We start from the raw sequence: 15,017 nt of genomic DNA, 5'->3' as shown, positions 1-15,017 counted from the left end.
CATCAGGCCGTCAGCAGATGATGGGTGGCCGCGACGGCCGCCGCCACGGTCCCGGCGAGAACGAGCACCGTGACCGCCGCGTAGGCGGGATAGGCGATCCGGGCCCGGCGCGGGTAGGCGGCGGCCTCCGGGGAGCGGCGCAGGGCGAGCCGGAGGTAGGCGCCGGCCGAGGCGGCGAGTCCGGTGGCCCCGGCGAGCTGGCCCGCGATCCGGTAGCCGTCCAGGGGCGGCAGCGGCACGAGCATCGCGAACGCCTGGACGCTGCCGAGGAGCAGCAGCGCGGCGAACGCGTCGTGCGTCGCGTCGTCGAGCGGGGCGAACAGCCAGAGCGCGCAGAACGGGAGCAGGAACACCAGGTTCATCACCGCTCCGGCGAGGGCGGTGGCGATGCGGTGCCGCCGGGTGCCGAAGTAGAGGTAGTCGTCGACCGTGCAGTACATGATCACGGCGGGCAGTCGCCACCGCAGCCCGATCTCGGCGACCCGGCCGCCGTAGTGCCGGGCCGTCACGCCGTGCGCCAGTTCGTGGAGCGCGGTGCTCACCCAGAGCAGGACCGCCGTGCCGGTCAGCAGGACAGGGTTGGCGAGCAACCCCTTGGCCGCGAGGAGGAGTTCGCCGGAGCGGGCGGCCACGACCGCCTCCATGGCGAGGACCAGCGCCAGCAGGGGCACCAGCAGCGGGGGTGCGAGCAGGAAGCCGAAGGCCCGGTGGAGGCGGGCGGTGGTGGCGTCGGCGTCGGCGACGAGGGGGAGGGAGCCGCGCAGCAGGGTGCGCGGCTCCGGTACGGGGGCGGGCGCCGCGGGGGCGGGAGCGCCCGGGGCGGGTCCGGTGGCGGGGCTCCGTGCGGGAGCGCCCGCCAGCAGCCCCTTCGCCCCCAGCAGGGACAGGAGTTGCCGCCAGTGGGCGTCCCCCAGCCGCCGGCCGTAGGCACCGGCGTACTCCTCGCCGATCTCCCCGAGGCTCCGCTCCCCGTCCATGCGCACGATGAGGAAGTGCTCCTTGGGCCCGACCTTGAAGGAGTTGCCGGTCTCGGCGTCCTTGATCAGGTGGACGGTGGCGGCTCCGTCCAGCAGCGGGTCGCTGAGCAGGACCCGGGGCCGCAGCGCGGGCCGGTAGGAGGTGAGCGCACCGGGGGCCGCGCTCACGCGGACTCCTTGAGGACCCGGCCCAGGACGTGGCTGAGATAGGCCTCGTCGCGGATGGTGACGTGCAGCCGGTTGTTCGTCATGTGCATGTACGGGGAGAGCAGCAGCGGCAGTGCCACGGCGGGGTCGGTGACCCGTTCGTCCCGCTCGCCGTCCCAGGACCGGAAGACCAGGTCTCCGTCCACGGCCAGCCCCCGGGCCCGGTCGCGCAGTTCGGCGCAGTGCTCGGCCCAGCCGGCCAGGGACCCGGGGAGCGAGCGGGCGCTCCCGGGCGGGGCGGTGGCGGCCCGGACCCGGGCGAACCGGTCCCGCAGCCCGTCCGCCGTCCGGGCGTAGTTGGTGTCGTACTCGTCGGTGCCGATGAATCCGGTGCCGGGGAACGCCCGGTGCCAGAAAGCGTAGTAGTCGTCGAGGTATCCGGTCAGCTCCGCCCGGTCCGGCAGGAAGGTGGAGGCCATCACCATCATGAACTGGGCGGCCGTGCCCAGCAGGACGGTGCGCAGGTGGAGGTTCTTGGTGGCGAGCGCGTCGATCACCAGATCGCTGGAGTGCCGGAAGTGCCACTCGGCCAGCTCGATCCCGGCGGGACCGCCGTACTTCCCGAACTCCGGTTCGTAGGGCTCGCGGTGGCGGGAGTTGTTGGGGCGCAGGTTCATCCGGCCCTGTTCGTCGGTGTAGTGGCCGCGCTCGCCGCCGGGGAACTCGATCTCGAAGAGGGCGTTGTAGAAGTCGTTGAGGAACCCGGAGTCGACCTCGTACAGGGCGGGCCGCTCGGCGAGGAACGCGTCCACGGCCTCCTCGGTGCGGCGGGCCACCTCCGGCTCGGCGGCGGGTGAGGACGGCTTGAGGCGCAGCCGTACGTGGGGGCCCTCCAGCCAGTAGTTGATGAAGAAGTACCCGGCGAGCAGCCCGTCGGCCTCCAGCTCCGCGACCAGCGGGCGGACGCAGTTCAGGAGGAAGGGGCGGGGGTTGGCGGCGTAGAAGACGTGGGTGGCCTGCCACGTGCCGGCGGCGGTCGCGGCCGGTGCGGGTGAGGGGGTCATCAGGTGGTCCTCCTGCGGACGGGTACGGCCGTCTCCACGGCCAGTTCGGCGACATGGCGGCCGTGACCGCTGACGGTGGGCAGCGTGTCCTCGTCGGGCAGCATCTCCCGGAACACCACGCGGGCGTCGGCGGACTTGACCAGCGCCTCGAAGGCGGACAGGGACAGCGGGCTGTCGAAGTCGAGGTACTGCGGTTTGGCCCCGGTCGCGCCCCGGGCCCCGGTGTCCGACACGGTCGCGAAGACCCGGTCGGGCAGACCGTGGGTGCGCCGGAAGGCGTGCCAGTCCAGGAACCAGCCGTCCTCCGGGGCGCCCGGCCGGTGCAGCGGCAGGACGGCCGCCGGGGCGCTCCAGCTGCGCCGGCTCAGGACGAGGGAGCCGTGCCGCACCCGGGGCCGCCCGGTGACCCCGCCGCGCGGCTCGCCCTCGGGGACGCCCGCCCACACGTTGAGGGGGGCCATCGAGGTCGGGGAGAGGAGGAGCAGGGTGCGGGGCAGTTCGGGCAGGGCGAGGGGGACGAGGTAGCCGAGGTAGACGGGGATCACCTCGCGGTCCAGGCGGACCGAGCGCAGGGCCAGCCGGTCGGCCTCCGGGTCGTGCACGAGGTACAGGTCGTCCAGTGCGATCCGGAACTCCTCGTCCAGGGTGCCGCGTTCGCCGGGGCAGACGATCTCGTACGGGGTGAGCCTGGCGTGCAGGTTGAGGTTGCTGGTGACGGGACCGCCGGTGACCTCGGCCAGGACGGCGCCCTCGGGCACCAGGGCGTCGGTGTCGGCGAGGAGCCGTTCGCCGAGGCCGTCGAAAAGCTGGGTGAACCGGGTGAACGAAAACGACACCCCGCCGTAGGAGCGGTTGAGGACGACGAGCGGGTCGCCGGGCCGGTCGGCGATCTGCACGTGATGGCTCATCGGCGTGAATTCGCCATCCACGGCGGGGAGTTCTTCGGCGACCGCGTCGAGGAACGCGTCGTCGAGACGTATCTCGGCCGCCCCGGGTCCCGCCGCTTCGGCCGCCTCCCACAGCGCGGTCATCCGGGCGGTGAAGGTGCGCCGGGCGGTGTCGAGGGCGCGCAGCCGCTCCAGGCCCAGCCAGTTGACCTCGGGGACGTAGGCGCCGTCGGCGTCGTACGGGGTGCGGGAGGCGGTGAACGTCATGTACTGGTCGAAGAAGTCCTCGTGGAAGTCGTGGACCAGCTTCAGCAGGTCGTCGCAGCGCCCGCCGCGGCCGTACCGGGCGAGGAAGAAGCCCTGGAAGGTGATCCGCTGCGGAAGGGTGAGGTCGAAGGCGGGCAGGACCCGCTCCACGGCCGCCAGCGGGCCGGCGGCCAGCTCCTCCCAGGCCTCGGGGTCCAGCGCGACGCCGGTGCCGGTCGCCCGGCGGGGCGCCGCCGCCGCGTCCTCGTACAGCACGGTCTGCGGCACCTTCGCGCGCCCGGCCCCCAGCTCCTCCTCCTGGACGGCCCGCAGCCCGGCCCGCACGGCCTCCAGCAGGGCGCGCCGCTCGTCCGGGGCCGCTTCGGCGAAGCGGGCGGCCCGGGCCGCGGGTTCGTCCAGCCGGTCCGCGAGCCGGTCGGCCCAGGGCCGGTCCAGGCCGCGCAGCGCGTCCTGGAAGGCGCGGAGCGGGTCGGTGTCGTGGACCTCGGTCCGCAGGCACGGCACCTGGACCATGCCGACGTCCAGGAGCGCCCCGAGGTACTGCTCGCACTCCTCGCGCGCCGCGCCCCGGTCCTGCTCCAGCCAGGCCGCCAGCTCGCCGTAGCGGATCGTGCCGCGCTCCTCGAACAGGCCGAGCAGCCGTTCCAGGGTGCCGCTGCGGCGCAGGAAGAACAGCCGGTCCTTCACCGCGTCGAAGGTGACGGCGGTGTCGTCGTCCCCGGCGGTGACCCAGCGCCGCACGTAGCGGACCCGGTCGTCGTCGCGTCCCCAGCCGGAGGCGAGGGCGAGGGGCAGATCGGCCCGGCGGACCGGGTCGGCGATCACCGCGTCGGCGAGCCGGCCGAGCGCCACGACGTTGAGCCGGACCTGCGTCCGCCACTCCTCGCCGACCCGGACCCGCAGGCCGTCCGAGCCGCCGAACACGCCGGGGGCGACGGCGGTGAAGGTGGAGAAGGGGCTGGTCTTGCAGGCGGTGCGGTAGACGTAGGAGAGCAGCGAACGTTCGATCTTGCGCTGTTTGCGGTCGGGCCGGGCCCCGGCCCGGGACGCCTGGCGCCGGTAGGCGTCGAGCTGTGCGTCCAGGGTCGGCGAGGCGAGCAACAGCCCCTTGCGCAGGCGCTCGTGGCCGGCGATCCGGGCCAGTTCGGCGCGGCTGCGGCCGGTCTCGGCGGCGAGCGGCCCGGCCCCCGCCTCGCGCTTCGCGGCGAGGGCGCGGCGGCCGGTCAGCCAGTCGGCGAGGGCCCGGGCGGCGGCCGGGTCGAGGGCGCCCACCCGGGCGAGGGCGTCCTTCGCGGCCACCGGGTCCGGCAGCCGGTTGTTGAAGACGTCCCGGCGCAGCTTCAGCAGGGCGCGGCGCAGCGGTTCGTCGTCGCTGCCGCCGATCAGCCCGTGCAGCTGGTCCCCGGCCTTGCCGGCCAGCAGCGCCAGTTGCTCGGTGGTGTCGAGGACGTCGTCGGCCCAGCGGCGGCTGTCGGGGCAGCGCAGGGCCCGGACGTCGTCGACGGGGAGCCCGGCGACGCGCAGCATGAACGCGGGGCGGGGGGAGCCGGTGCCGCTGCGAGCGGCGTCGACTGCGTCGGCGGTCCCGGTGGTCCCCGTGGTTTCGGCGGTACCGGCGGGCCCGGTGGTTTCGGTCATCGTCGGCTCCCGTTTCAGGCGATCTCGTAGCGGAAGTCGGCGGGGGCGGGGCGTTCGTTGCCGATCATCATGATCAGCAGGGGCGCCTCGCCCGTCCCTTCGAGACCCAGCTCCTCGATGTAGGAGATGTTGTCGAAGCCGAGGGCGACGCCGCAGCCCAGGTCCATGGCCGCGGCGGCGGTGTAGACGGACTGGGCGACGGCCCCGATGGTGGCGTTGACCAGCCGGTATCCCCGGTCCCCGACCGCGTCGAGGACGGCGGTGGTGCGGACGGTCGGCACCAGGACCGCTCCGGCCTGCTCCAGGTTGTAGTTGGAGAGGAAGTAGTTCCGCTGGAGGAACTCCCCCGGCCGCCCCTCCTTCACCCGCCGCAGACCGCGCCGCTCGGGGTCGTAGGCGTACGAGCCGGGCTCGACGCCCTCGACGTGGTTCACGAACGCGTAGAGCCGGGTCAGCCGGACGTCCCCGGTGTCGCCGCCGATCCGCGATCCGGCCGAGGCGGCGGCCAGGCAGGCGGCCAACTGGTCGGCGGTGACCGGTCGCTGGGCGTCGAACCGGCCGAAGCTGCTGCGGCGCGCGCGCAGGGCGGTGCGTACGTCCGCGTCCAGCGCCCGCGCGGGCGGCAGCGCGACCTCCGCGAGCGCCCGGTCGACGGGGTGCGCGGCGGCCGGGGCCAGCGCCCCCGGGCCGGGCCGGGCCGCGGCATCGGCCGATGTGGCCGCCTGCATGCGGACCAGCGCGTCGAAGGTGAGGACGGTCCGGGAGCGCTCGACGTCCCCGCGGCGCACGGCGACGGGCCCCTCAGCGGCGGGCCGCCCCGAAGGCGGCTGCGGACCGGCCCACTTGAGCGGGACCACCGCGAAGATCCCCTCCGCCTCGGGGTCCACCCCGAGGAGTTCCGCGAGGCGTTCCTCGTCGAACCAGAGGGCCGGCTCGACGGCCAGCCCCCGGGCGGCGGCCCACATCCGCCAGGTCTGGACGCAGGCCCCGAGGTCCATGGAGACGGCGTGGAAGGAGAAGCTGTTGTACTTGAAGGAGTTCTGCCAGTACTTGATGGAGAGCACCAGGTACTGATCGGTCTCCGGCCCCGGGGCGTCCTCCCCCAGCGCCGCGCGGACCCGGTCGGAGACATCGCCGGTGAGCAGCCGCTGCATGGAGTGGTGCCGGGTGGAGTAGTAGTGCACCCCGGGCGGCACGGGGCCGCTCGGCCCGGACACCCAGTGGATGCCGACCGGGTACAGCCCGCCGCCGGAGGCGGAGCCGCGCGACCAGTTGGCCAGCGGGTAGAAGGGCAGGGCGTCCAGGTCGGTGTTGGCCTGGACGCCGAGGCGGCGGCCGGTGAGACCGTACGAGTCGCGGAGCATGCCGGAGAGCGCGACGAGGTCGAACTCCCCCTCGGCCGGGCCCCCTTCGGGGAACAGGCCCCGGTCGAGCGTCGCCCCGGCCGGGTAGGACGCGTCCGGCAGCGGGAAGCCGTCCGCGCCCGGGTGGTACTTGGCCTTGCGGGGGCCGTCCTGCCAGTTCGGTACGTAGTCCGCGGGGTCCATCGGGACCCGGCCGCGATGCATGATCGCGTCGGCGTATTCATGGGCGTATCCCATGGCGAGCTCCTTGGTCGCGGCAGGAGGGTGGAGGGGAGAGGCGGTCATGGGAACGGGTGCGGGGCCGGGTTGAGGTCGGCGTCGGTGAGGTCCGCCGTCCGCAGGCCCGCCTCGCGCAGGGCGGTGCGCAACCGGGGCATCCGCAGGGCGCGCTGGCGGGTCCAGCCGAAGTCGATCGGGAGCAGTCCGGGCACGATCACGCTCACCGTCCGCAGCCCCAGGTCACGCTGTTCCGGCATGGTCTGGTCGACGACGACCACGTCGAACCCGGCGGCGGCGACGGTGTCCACGCACCGCAGCAGGTCCTCGCGCAGATCGTCGGAGACCGGGAGCACCGGCCGCGCGTCGGGCCCGTCCCCGTACAGGTCGTCGAAGGAGCGCAGCGGCGGTCGGGGGCTGCCCGGCGCGCCGAGCAGGAACTCCGCGTGGTCGCCCATCTCCGGGATCCCGTACGCCAGCGGGTGGTCGTGCAGCGCCTCGACCTTCGCGAAGTCGGTCGCCATGGCCCGCAGCCGCTCCTCGTCCCGCTCGGTGCGGCCCTGGAGGTTGACGGCGTCGGTGGCGATCTCGCAGAGCGCCCCGGCGAGGGCCGCCTCCGGGTCGAGTCCGGCGCCCGCCCCGAAGCACATCCGGCCCCGTCCGCCGTCGGGGCGGACGGCGACGCCGGTGACGACGGGGATCGGGAAGGAGATCCGGGTGTCGAAGAACCGCGCCTCGTACCCGTACATCTCCAGCCGGTCCACCATCTCCCGGGTGGCGCGGCGGCGGCTGGTGCGCGGGTCGATCTCGGGCAGCGCGGCCCGCCCGTACCAGGAGAGCAGGAACGCGTCCCGTTCGACGATCTCCATCAGCCCGAAGTAGGCGGCCTCCTCCAGCGCTCCCCCGGAGGCGCAGCCGTTGGAGCTCTCCTGCACGAACCGGTTCTCCAGGCCCGGCGCGTGGTAGTAGGTGAGCACTTCGGGGACCAGGACGGTGCGGGAGTCGCGGAGCGACCAGCCGCGCACCCAGGGGATCTCCCGGTCGGGGGTGAAGGGCCGGACGCGGGGGTTGGCCCGGTGGAAGGCGTCGGAGTACAGGCCGCTGACGCGGGGGTCCACGACGGCCCGGCCCTCGGCGCGCAGCGCGTGCAGACTGGCGTGCACCTGGGCGCGTTTGGCGCGGGACCGCATGCCCGCGTACCGCTCCAGTCCCTCCAGCACCCCGATGCGGACGCTCTCGGCGAACGTGTCGGCGTGCCCGCCCCAGAACGTCTCGCGCAGATACGGTCCCGAGCGCATGGAGAAGCAGCCGATGGTGGCGGAGGTGGACGTGGAGGAGACGTCCTGGACGACGGAGGGGCCGAGGGAGCCGCACACGGGGTTGGCGTACGGCTCGACGGGCAGCTCGTACTCCTCGATGTCCCGCACCCGGAAGCCACCGGGCCGCAGCTTGGGCGCGGGCCGCAGGGTGAGGGCAGCCGCCTCGTCGCTGTCCGGCTCGGGCTGCCCGCAGGCGGGGCACTCCGGGTCGGGGACGAGCGGGTAGTGGCGTACGGCCAGGGTGTCGAGGTCGACGAGGTGGACGGCCGGGAACGCGCCGGTGACCGGTCCGCCGCCGTCCAGCCGGGCGGCGACGACTCCGGCGAGGGCCTCGGCCGCGAAGGGCGTGAGGTAGGGGGACGGGCCCGCCGCCCGGGTCCCGGAACCGAGCTCCAGCGCCTCGCGCAGGGCGACGGACCGCACGCCCTGCCACCGGCGCTCCAGGCAGCGGGCGCAGGGGCGTCGGGGGGCGCCGTCGGGGACCGGGAGGGGACCGACGACGGCGTGCCGCCCGTAGTAGCGCACGGGGACGGCCCGGCCCCCGGGTCCCTCCACCGGCCCGTCCGCGGGCCACCCCACCGCTCCGTCCACCGCCCCGTCCGGCGGCCACTCCACCGCTCCGTCCGGCGGCCCTTCCGTCGCGAACGCGTCGCGGACGCCCAGGGGCCGGACGTCCAGCGGGGTGGTGGCCGCCGCACGGCCGTGACGGGCGAGGGCCTCCCCCAGCAGCCGTGCGAGCAGCCGGGTGGACTCCCCGAGCACCGGCGCGCCCGGCGCGGTACCGGCAGCCACCGGGGCGTACGACGTGCCCGCGGCGTCCGGCGTGGGGGCCGTGTCCGGCGCGGGGGCCGCCGTGTCCGGCGCGGTCTCAACGGGCATCGGTGCCGACCTCGCCGTCCACCGTGAGCAGCACCCGGGCCGTGGCGATGGAGCCGGAGCGCAGGTCCGCCGGGGTCGTCGGCACGTACAGGGCGTCGCGGCCGGCGGACCTCAGGGCCTCCAGCACCGCGTCGAACGTGGTCTCCGCCGCGTCCGCCGCGACGGACCCGCCGCCCACCGCGATCGCCCCGGGGGCCAGGTCGACCACCAGCGGGTCCCCGGTGTCGACCGCCTCCCCCGGGTCCTCGGCCGCGAGCTGCGCCTGACCGAGCAGGTCGCGCAGGGCGGACGCCGCCGCCGCCCGCCCGGACAGCCCGGCCCCGACCGCCCAACGGGGCGCGGCGGAGGGCCCGTTCGCCTCCCGGGCGAGCACCACGTGCGCGGTGGTGCGGTCCGCCTCGCCCAGGTCGAGGAGGTCCACGGCGATGTCCAGGTTGGCGGCGGACTTCAGCAGGAACACCAGCTCCGGATCGTCGCCGCCCACCGCCAGCGGGCCGACCCGGGTGGCGCCCCGCACCGCGCGGAGCAGGGCGTCGTGGGCGAGGGCGGACAGCAGCCCCCGGCCCGCCGCCTCCGCCGCGCTGCCGCCCGCTCCGGAGCCGGCGGTGGTCGCCAGGTGCGCCCGGTCGTGGTTGTGCGGCCCGAACGGGCGCAGTGCGGCGGCCGGGACACGGACCGGGTCCTTGCCGATCAGCGAGGTGGCGACCGCCCAGGCTGCGGGGACGGTCCCGGTGCCACCGCCGGTCGTCAGGGCGTCGGGCCCGAGCGTCCGCGCACCGCCGTCCGGCCCGCCGCTCTCCACCCCCGTCAGGGGGACCACGTGCTCGACGTACGCCTCGGCCGCCGCGTACAGCGCCCGCGTCCGCGCCCCGGCCAGGTGGTGCACGTCGAACGCGGCGATGCGGCGGCTCCTCCCGCCGCCGAGCGCCACCTCGACCCGGCTGAGCTTCAACGGGGTCTGGGTCAGCTCCTCGTCGTCGTACCGGCGGAAGATCCCCGTGTACGGGCGGACCAGCGCGGTGCTGATCCGGTTCAGCTCCTCGACCAGCTCCTCCGCGTCGCGGGCGGTCTCCACGGTCGCGGTGACGGGCAGCGCGAGCGGGCCGGGCAGCGCGGCGGGTTCGGCGGCGGACTCTCCCGCGGGTTCGCCGGCGGCGAGCAGGGTGCAGCGGGCGCACCGGGGGTGGGGCTGGACCGGTTCGGCCATCACGTCCAGCGATTCCAGGTCCTGGACGAGGAGCCGGCCGGCCGTCTCGGCGGGCAGCGCGCCGGTGGCCAGGCGGAAGACCTCGTAGCCGACGAGGTTGCCGACCATCGCGGCGACCGGACCGGACAGGGCCGCCCCGGCGGCGGGTACGGCCCCGGCCGCCTCGCTCCACAGCTCGGCGGCCGTGCCGGGGTCGACGTTGCCGCCCAGCCGCAGCAGGGCGCAGGACCAGCAGCCGGTGGAGCGGGCCGTGGCGAGCGGGCCGACGACCAGGCGGCGGCCGAACGGCCAGGCGGGGATCAGGGTCACGCCCTCGGGCACCCCGGCGGCCAGCAGCCGGTGGGTGCGCGCCCCGGCGTCCGCGCCGGTGACCACGACGACGTCGTAGCCGTCCAGGTCGGCCCAGCCCGCGTCCGTCCCGGCGGTGATCGTCCCGATGCGCGTCCCGTGGGCGGCGGCCTCGGCGGCGACGTCCGGCGCGGCGGCGCCGTCCTGCGGGGGCTCGTCGTCCCGCGGGGCGGCCGTGCCCTCCGCCGCCGTGACGGTGCCGATGTCCGCGCAGCCGTTGCGCACCAGGCTCAGCGCGCACCAGCGGGCCGTCTCGTCGTCGCCGAGGACGGCGACGCGGGTGGCCCGGTAGCGGGCGAAGCGGGCGGGGGCGTCGTCGGCGTAGTGGTCGACGTAGGCGATCTGCGCCGCGAACCGCTCCGCGGTCTCCTCGTCGAGGGTGTCTCCGGCGGGATCGGCCTCGGGGATGTCGCGGGCGAAGCCGCGCGCGTACAGCGTCTTGACCAGTTCGGCGGCCATCGCCCGCTGCGCGGGCCCGAATCCGGCGCAGAGTTCGGCCAGCCGGTGGCGCCCGGTGAGGTGCGGGACGACGAGGGAGGCGAAGCGGTAGGCGGTGCGGCCGGTGAGGTGGAAACCGCCGTCGGCGTTGTGGAACAGCACTCCGCCGGGGGTCTCGGTGAACAGCACGTCGCGCCGGACGCGCGGCCGGGTCCCGGCGAGCGCGTCGAACGCGGGGGACGCGGGGGACGACCCGGGTGCGGTCGTCGAGGGGGGCGTGGCGGGTGCGGTGGGTGCGGCGCTCTCGGCCATGGGGTCACACCTTCTCTGTGCGGCAGTCGCGGATCCGGGCGGTTCTTCGTACGTGGGCGCGGAGCAGGTCGTGCATGCGGTACGGGCCCGGCGGGCCGTCCTCCAGCAGTCCGGCGTCCGCGAGGCGCTCCCGCACGGCTTCGGGAACGCCGCCTTCGTCCTCGGGACCCCGGTCCCGGTCGGCGAGCAGTTCCGGCGGGCCCTGGGCGAGGCGCTCGAAGGCCTCCGACAGCCGGGGGTCGAGCCGGCCGAGCGCCCGGTCGAAGAGACCGGTGACCGAGAGCTCCGGGGAGTCGGTCAGGGTGAGCCGGGCGAGCGGGTCGTCGCCCAGCCAGTCGGCGGCGTCGGTGAGCCGCAGCCCCGGCCGGGTCAGCAGCCGGGCGGTGAGGATCCGCAGGGCGGCGGGGAAGTGGCCGCACAGGGCGGCCAGTCGGCGGGCGGCGCGCGGTTCGGCCTCGACCCGCTCGGCTCCCAGGGCGGCCAGCAGCAGGGCGTACGACTCGGCCTCGGTGAACTCGGTCAGGCGCTGCACCCAGCCGCCGTGCGTCGCGATGAGCCCGCCGAGCCCCATCCGGCTGGTGACCACGACGGCGAGGTCCGGCCCGGCGGCGAAGCCCCCCGCGCTCGCGGCCGGCGGCCCCGCGATCCCCACGCCCGGCGTGAGCAGGGGGCGCACCTGATCGGCGTCGACCACGTCGTCCAGGATCAGCAGGGCGCGGCCCTCGCCCGGCTCCCCCAGTGCGGCGGCCACTTCGGCGGCGACCTCGTCGACCGTGCGGGGTTCGCCGTCCGCCCGGGTCATCCGGACGAGCAACCGCCCGGCGGGGAAGGCGTCCCGGACGAGCCGGGCGACGTGCTGGGCGAGGGCGGACTTGCCGATGCCGGGGGCTCCGGAGACCAGGACGGTGAGGGGCCGGTGGTCCTCGGGGCCGGGGGCCGGGGGCGCGGTGAGGCGGGCGGCCATGGCGGCGGCCTCGGCGGCACGCCCGGTGAAGTGCGGCACGGCGGGGACGGGCCCGGTGCCGGGGGCGGCGGCCGGGGCGAAGGCCGCCGCGGCGGCCGGCGGCGCGGCCGGGGTGACGGCGGCCGGGGCCGTGGGCGCGGTCACCCCGGCCGGGGCCGCGGGCGGCGGGGCGGCCGGGAGGACGGTCTCGCCCCGGATCACGCGAGGGGACGCCGGCGCGGCGGCGCCCAGGTCCTCGCCGCGCAGGATGGACAGTTCGAGGCGGCGCAGGGAGGGCGAGGGGTCCACGCCCAGCTCCTCCAGCAGGAAGCCCTTGACCCTGCGGTACTCGGCGAGGGCCTGGGACTGGCGTCCGCTGCGGTAGAGGGCCTCGATGAGCTGCTCGTGGAAGCGCTCGTGTCCCGGATATACGCGCGTAGCGGTCCACAGGTCGACGAGCGCCTCACCGCAGCGGCCGAGTCCCAGCAGCAGGTCGCAGACCCGCTCGACCGCGCGCAGCCGTTCCTCCGCGAGCCGGGGCACCTCGTCGCGGTGCAGGACGACGGACCGTACGTTGGCGAGCAGCGAGCCCTGCCAGAGCGAGAGGGCGTCCCGGAGCGCGCAGAGTTCCGCCTCCGGGTCCCGGTCCAGGCCGGCGGCCCGGCGCACCTGCTCGCGGAAGCCGAGGAGGTCCAGGGTGTGCGGGGCGGCGGTGATCCGGTAACCGCCGGGCACCGCCTCGATGGAGGCGCCGGTGACCCCGTGCTTGGCGAACAGCCGGCGGAGCCGCAGGACACAGGTCTGGAGGGCGGCCCGGGCGGTGGCGGGCTGCTCCTCGCCCCACACCGCGCGCTGAAGGTACTCGGCGGACACCGTGGAGTTGGCGTGCAGGAGCAGCGCGGCGAGCAGGTTCGCGGGTTTGGAGGGCTGGAGGACGACGGTGTCGGGTCCGTCCGCGAGGGCCAGCGGACCCAGGAGCCGGAACCGCATCGCGCCCGACGCACCCGGGGGGCGTTCGGCCTCTCCCACGGAGTCCACCGACCCGGGCGAAGTCGTCGGCTCCGTCGGTACGGTCGGCGCCGTCGATCCGGCCGCTCCGGCCGATCCTGTCGATCCGGCCGTTCCGGTTGATCCGGCCGGCCCGTCCGTTCCCGTCGGCCGTGCCGCCCCTGCGCGGGTCGACATGTCTAGTCCCAGCCGTTGACCAGCTTGCACACCTGGACGGGTGCGGATTCCGGGGGCAGTTGGCCGATGAGGTCCGCCAACTCCGTACAGATCACCCGGGTGACGTGGTCGGCGGCGGGCGGCGGCCCCGCGGGGGTGGTGGCCGACGCGGCGCCGGTGGAGAACGCGAGGGCGGCGAGGGCGATTCCGGTGACGAGGGCGGCGGCTCTGGCCGGGCGGCGCTGCTTCTGGGCAAGCGGTGACCTGGACACGTTCTCCCCTTCGACGGGTGGCGTCGGAGCCGGGTTTCGTCCCGGCTCGAACGACCATGCCAGCGCGGAACGCACCGCAAGAGGGGCCGCCGTGTCAGCTTGCTGCACGAGCGCCCGCCGCCCTGTGCAGCAAGCTGACACGTTCCGCCGTGCCCGACGGGCCGGGACGGGGAACGGGGGGCGGGGAACAGGGGAACAGGGGAACAGGGGAACAGGGGAACAGGGGAACGGCGGGCGGGGAACGGGTTCGGCCCCGGGACGTTTGGAGGAACGTCCCGGGGCCTGCTGGTCATCCTACGGTGACGCCCGGAGGGTCACCGCTCTCGGGAGGCCGCCGGGCTCATCCGTCCGTCGCGATGGCGTTCAGGACGTTCATCCGGCCCGCCCGGAAGGCGGGGACGAGCGCGGCGAACAGTCCCACGAGAGCGGAGCAGGCGAAGACCGTGAGGATCGTCGGCCACGGGATCTCCAGGACCTCAAGCCCCTCCAGCGCCAGCAGCTTCTGGGCGGCGGTGCCCCAGCCCATCCCGAGTCCGAGTCCGAGGAGCGCCCCGAAGAGGGCGATGACCACGGACTCCAGCCGGATCATGCGGCGCAGCTGGCGGCGGGAGAGCCCGATGGCGCGCATCAGGCCGATCTCACGGGTCCGTTCGACCACGGACAGGGCGAGGGTGTTCACCACACCGAGCACCGCGACGATGATCGCCAGGGCGAGCAGGCCGTACACGATGTTCAGCAACTGGCCGATCTGGTCCTTCAGGTCTTCCTTGAAGTCGGCCTGGTTCTGCACCTTGTAGACCGGATACTCGGCCATCGCGCTCTTGAGTGCCGCGTACGCCTCCTTCTCCTTGCCCTCCTCCGCCTTGCCGAACATGGCCACGTTCTGCGGCATCCGGTCGGCCGGGACGTACGTCGCCGCCGTGGTGAGGTTGGTGTACATCGCACCGCGGTCGATGTTGGTGTCGTCGGAGGTGATGGCGGCGACCTTCAGCTTCGCCGTCTTCCCCGCCGCGAACGCGACGGTGAGGGTGTCGCCGACCTCGACCCCGTGCTTCTCGGCGTAGTCCTCGCCGACGGACATGGCGTCCTTGCCGTAGGCCTTCGCGAGGTCGCCGGAGAGCGCGGAGCGCCGTACGTCCTGCTGGTACGTCGGATCGGCGGCGGTGATCCCGTCGTCCTCCGTCTTTCCGTCGGGGGAGGTGATCTTCGCCTTGACGAAGGTGTAGTCCGTCAGGTGCTCCAGACCCGGGACATCCTTCAGTGCCTCGGCGGCCTGGGGCACGATCGGCCGCCCGGTGCCGCTGTCCTGGACGATGAAGTCCGCTCCGACCGACTTGTCGAGCTCCTCGGTGGCCGAGGCCACCATCGAGGACCCGACGACGGACAGGCAGGCCACCAGGGCGAGCCCGATCATCAGGGCGACTCCGGTCGCTCCCGTACGCCGGGGGTTGCGCAGGGCGTTGCGTTCGGCCAGCCGGCCGACCGGGCCGAAGAGGCGCAGGACGACGACGCTCAGGGCCCGCACCACCACACCGGCCAGGAGCGGGCCGATCACGATGAAGCCGATCAGGGTCA

9 protein-coding genes are annotated in these 15,017 nt (G+C 75.1%); all 9 read right to left on the bottom strand.

Annotated elements, in window-relative coordinates:
• Positions 1–2 precede the first annotated feature (2 nt).
• A complete protein-coding gene (locus DTB53_RS02585; protein ID WP_003968630.1) occupies positions 3–1,145 on the bottom strand; it encodes a metalloprotease in 1,143 nt (380 codons plus the stop codon).
• Positions 1,142–2,188 carry a lantibiotic dehydratase C-terminal domain-containing protein gene (locus tag DTB53_RS02580; RefSeq protein ID WP_012380587.1) on the bottom strand — a complete coding sequence of 349 codons (1,047 nt, stop codon included), beginning with the start codon at positions 2,186–2,188 and terminating at the stop codon, positions 1,142–1,144. Before DTB53_RS02580 ends, DTB53_RS02585 begins: the two co-directional genes overlap by 4 nt.
• Positions 2,188–4,980, bottom strand: a complete 2,793-nt coding sequence (locus DTB53_RS02575) for a lantibiotic dehydratase (protein WP_012380586.1) — start codon at positions 4,978–4,980, stop codon at positions 2,188–2,190. Before DTB53_RS02575 ends, DTB53_RS02580 begins: the two co-directional genes overlap by 1 nt.
• A gap of 14 nt (positions 4,981–4,994) precedes the next feature.
• Positions 4,995–6,581 carry a nitroreductase family protein gene (locus DTB53_RS02570; RefSeq protein WP_042496989.1) on the bottom strand — a complete coding sequence of 529 codons (1,587 nt, stop codon included), beginning with the start codon at positions 6,579–6,581 and terminating at the stop codon, positions 4,995–4,997.
• A gap of 44 nt (positions 6,582–6,625) precedes the next feature.
• Positions 6,626–8,758 carry a TOMM precursor leader peptide-binding protein gene (locus DTB53_RS02565; RefSeq protein WP_012380584.1) on the bottom strand — a complete coding sequence of 711 codons (2,133 nt, stop codon included), beginning with the start codon at positions 8,756–8,758 and terminating at the stop codon, positions 6,626–6,628.
• Positions 8,748–11,063: a TOMM precursor leader peptide-binding protein gene (locus DTB53_RS02560; RefSeq protein ID WP_012380583.1), complete on the bottom strand. Its 2,316-nt coding sequence runs from the start codon at positions 11,061–11,063 to the stop codon at positions 8,748–8,750. The genes DTB53_RS02565 and DTB53_RS02560 overlap by 11 nt, the downstream gene beginning before the upstream one ends.
• A gap of 4 nt (positions 11,064–11,067) precedes the next feature.
• Positions 11,068–12,996 carry an AfsR/SARP family transcriptional regulator gene (locus DTB53_RS02555; protein ID WP_042498671.1) on the bottom strand — a complete coding sequence of 643 codons (1,929 nt, stop codon included), beginning with the start codon at positions 12,994–12,996 and terminating at the stop codon, positions 11,068–11,070.
• Positions 12,997–13,193: 197 nt separating this feature from the next.
• Positions 13,194–13,442 carry a hypothetical protein gene (locus DTB53_RS02550; RefSeq protein WP_003968619.1) on the bottom strand — a complete coding sequence of 83 codons (249 nt, stop codon included), beginning with the start codon at positions 13,440–13,442 and terminating at the stop codon, positions 13,194–13,196.
• 340 nt (positions 13,443–13,782) lie between these two features.
• A partial coding sequence (locus tag DTB53_RS02545; protein ID WP_146777712.1) for an FtsX-like permease family protein occupies positions 13,783–15,017 on the bottom strand: 1,235 nt, incomplete at its 5' end.

The organism is Streptomyces griseus (assembly GCF_900460065.1).
GTDB lineage: Bacteria > Actinomycetota > Actinomycetes > Streptomycetales > Streptomycetaceae > Streptomyces > Streptomyces griseus.
The sequence above is the reverse complement of the archived record's forward strand: the minus strand, read 5'-3'. Positions and strand labels throughout refer to the sequence as shown.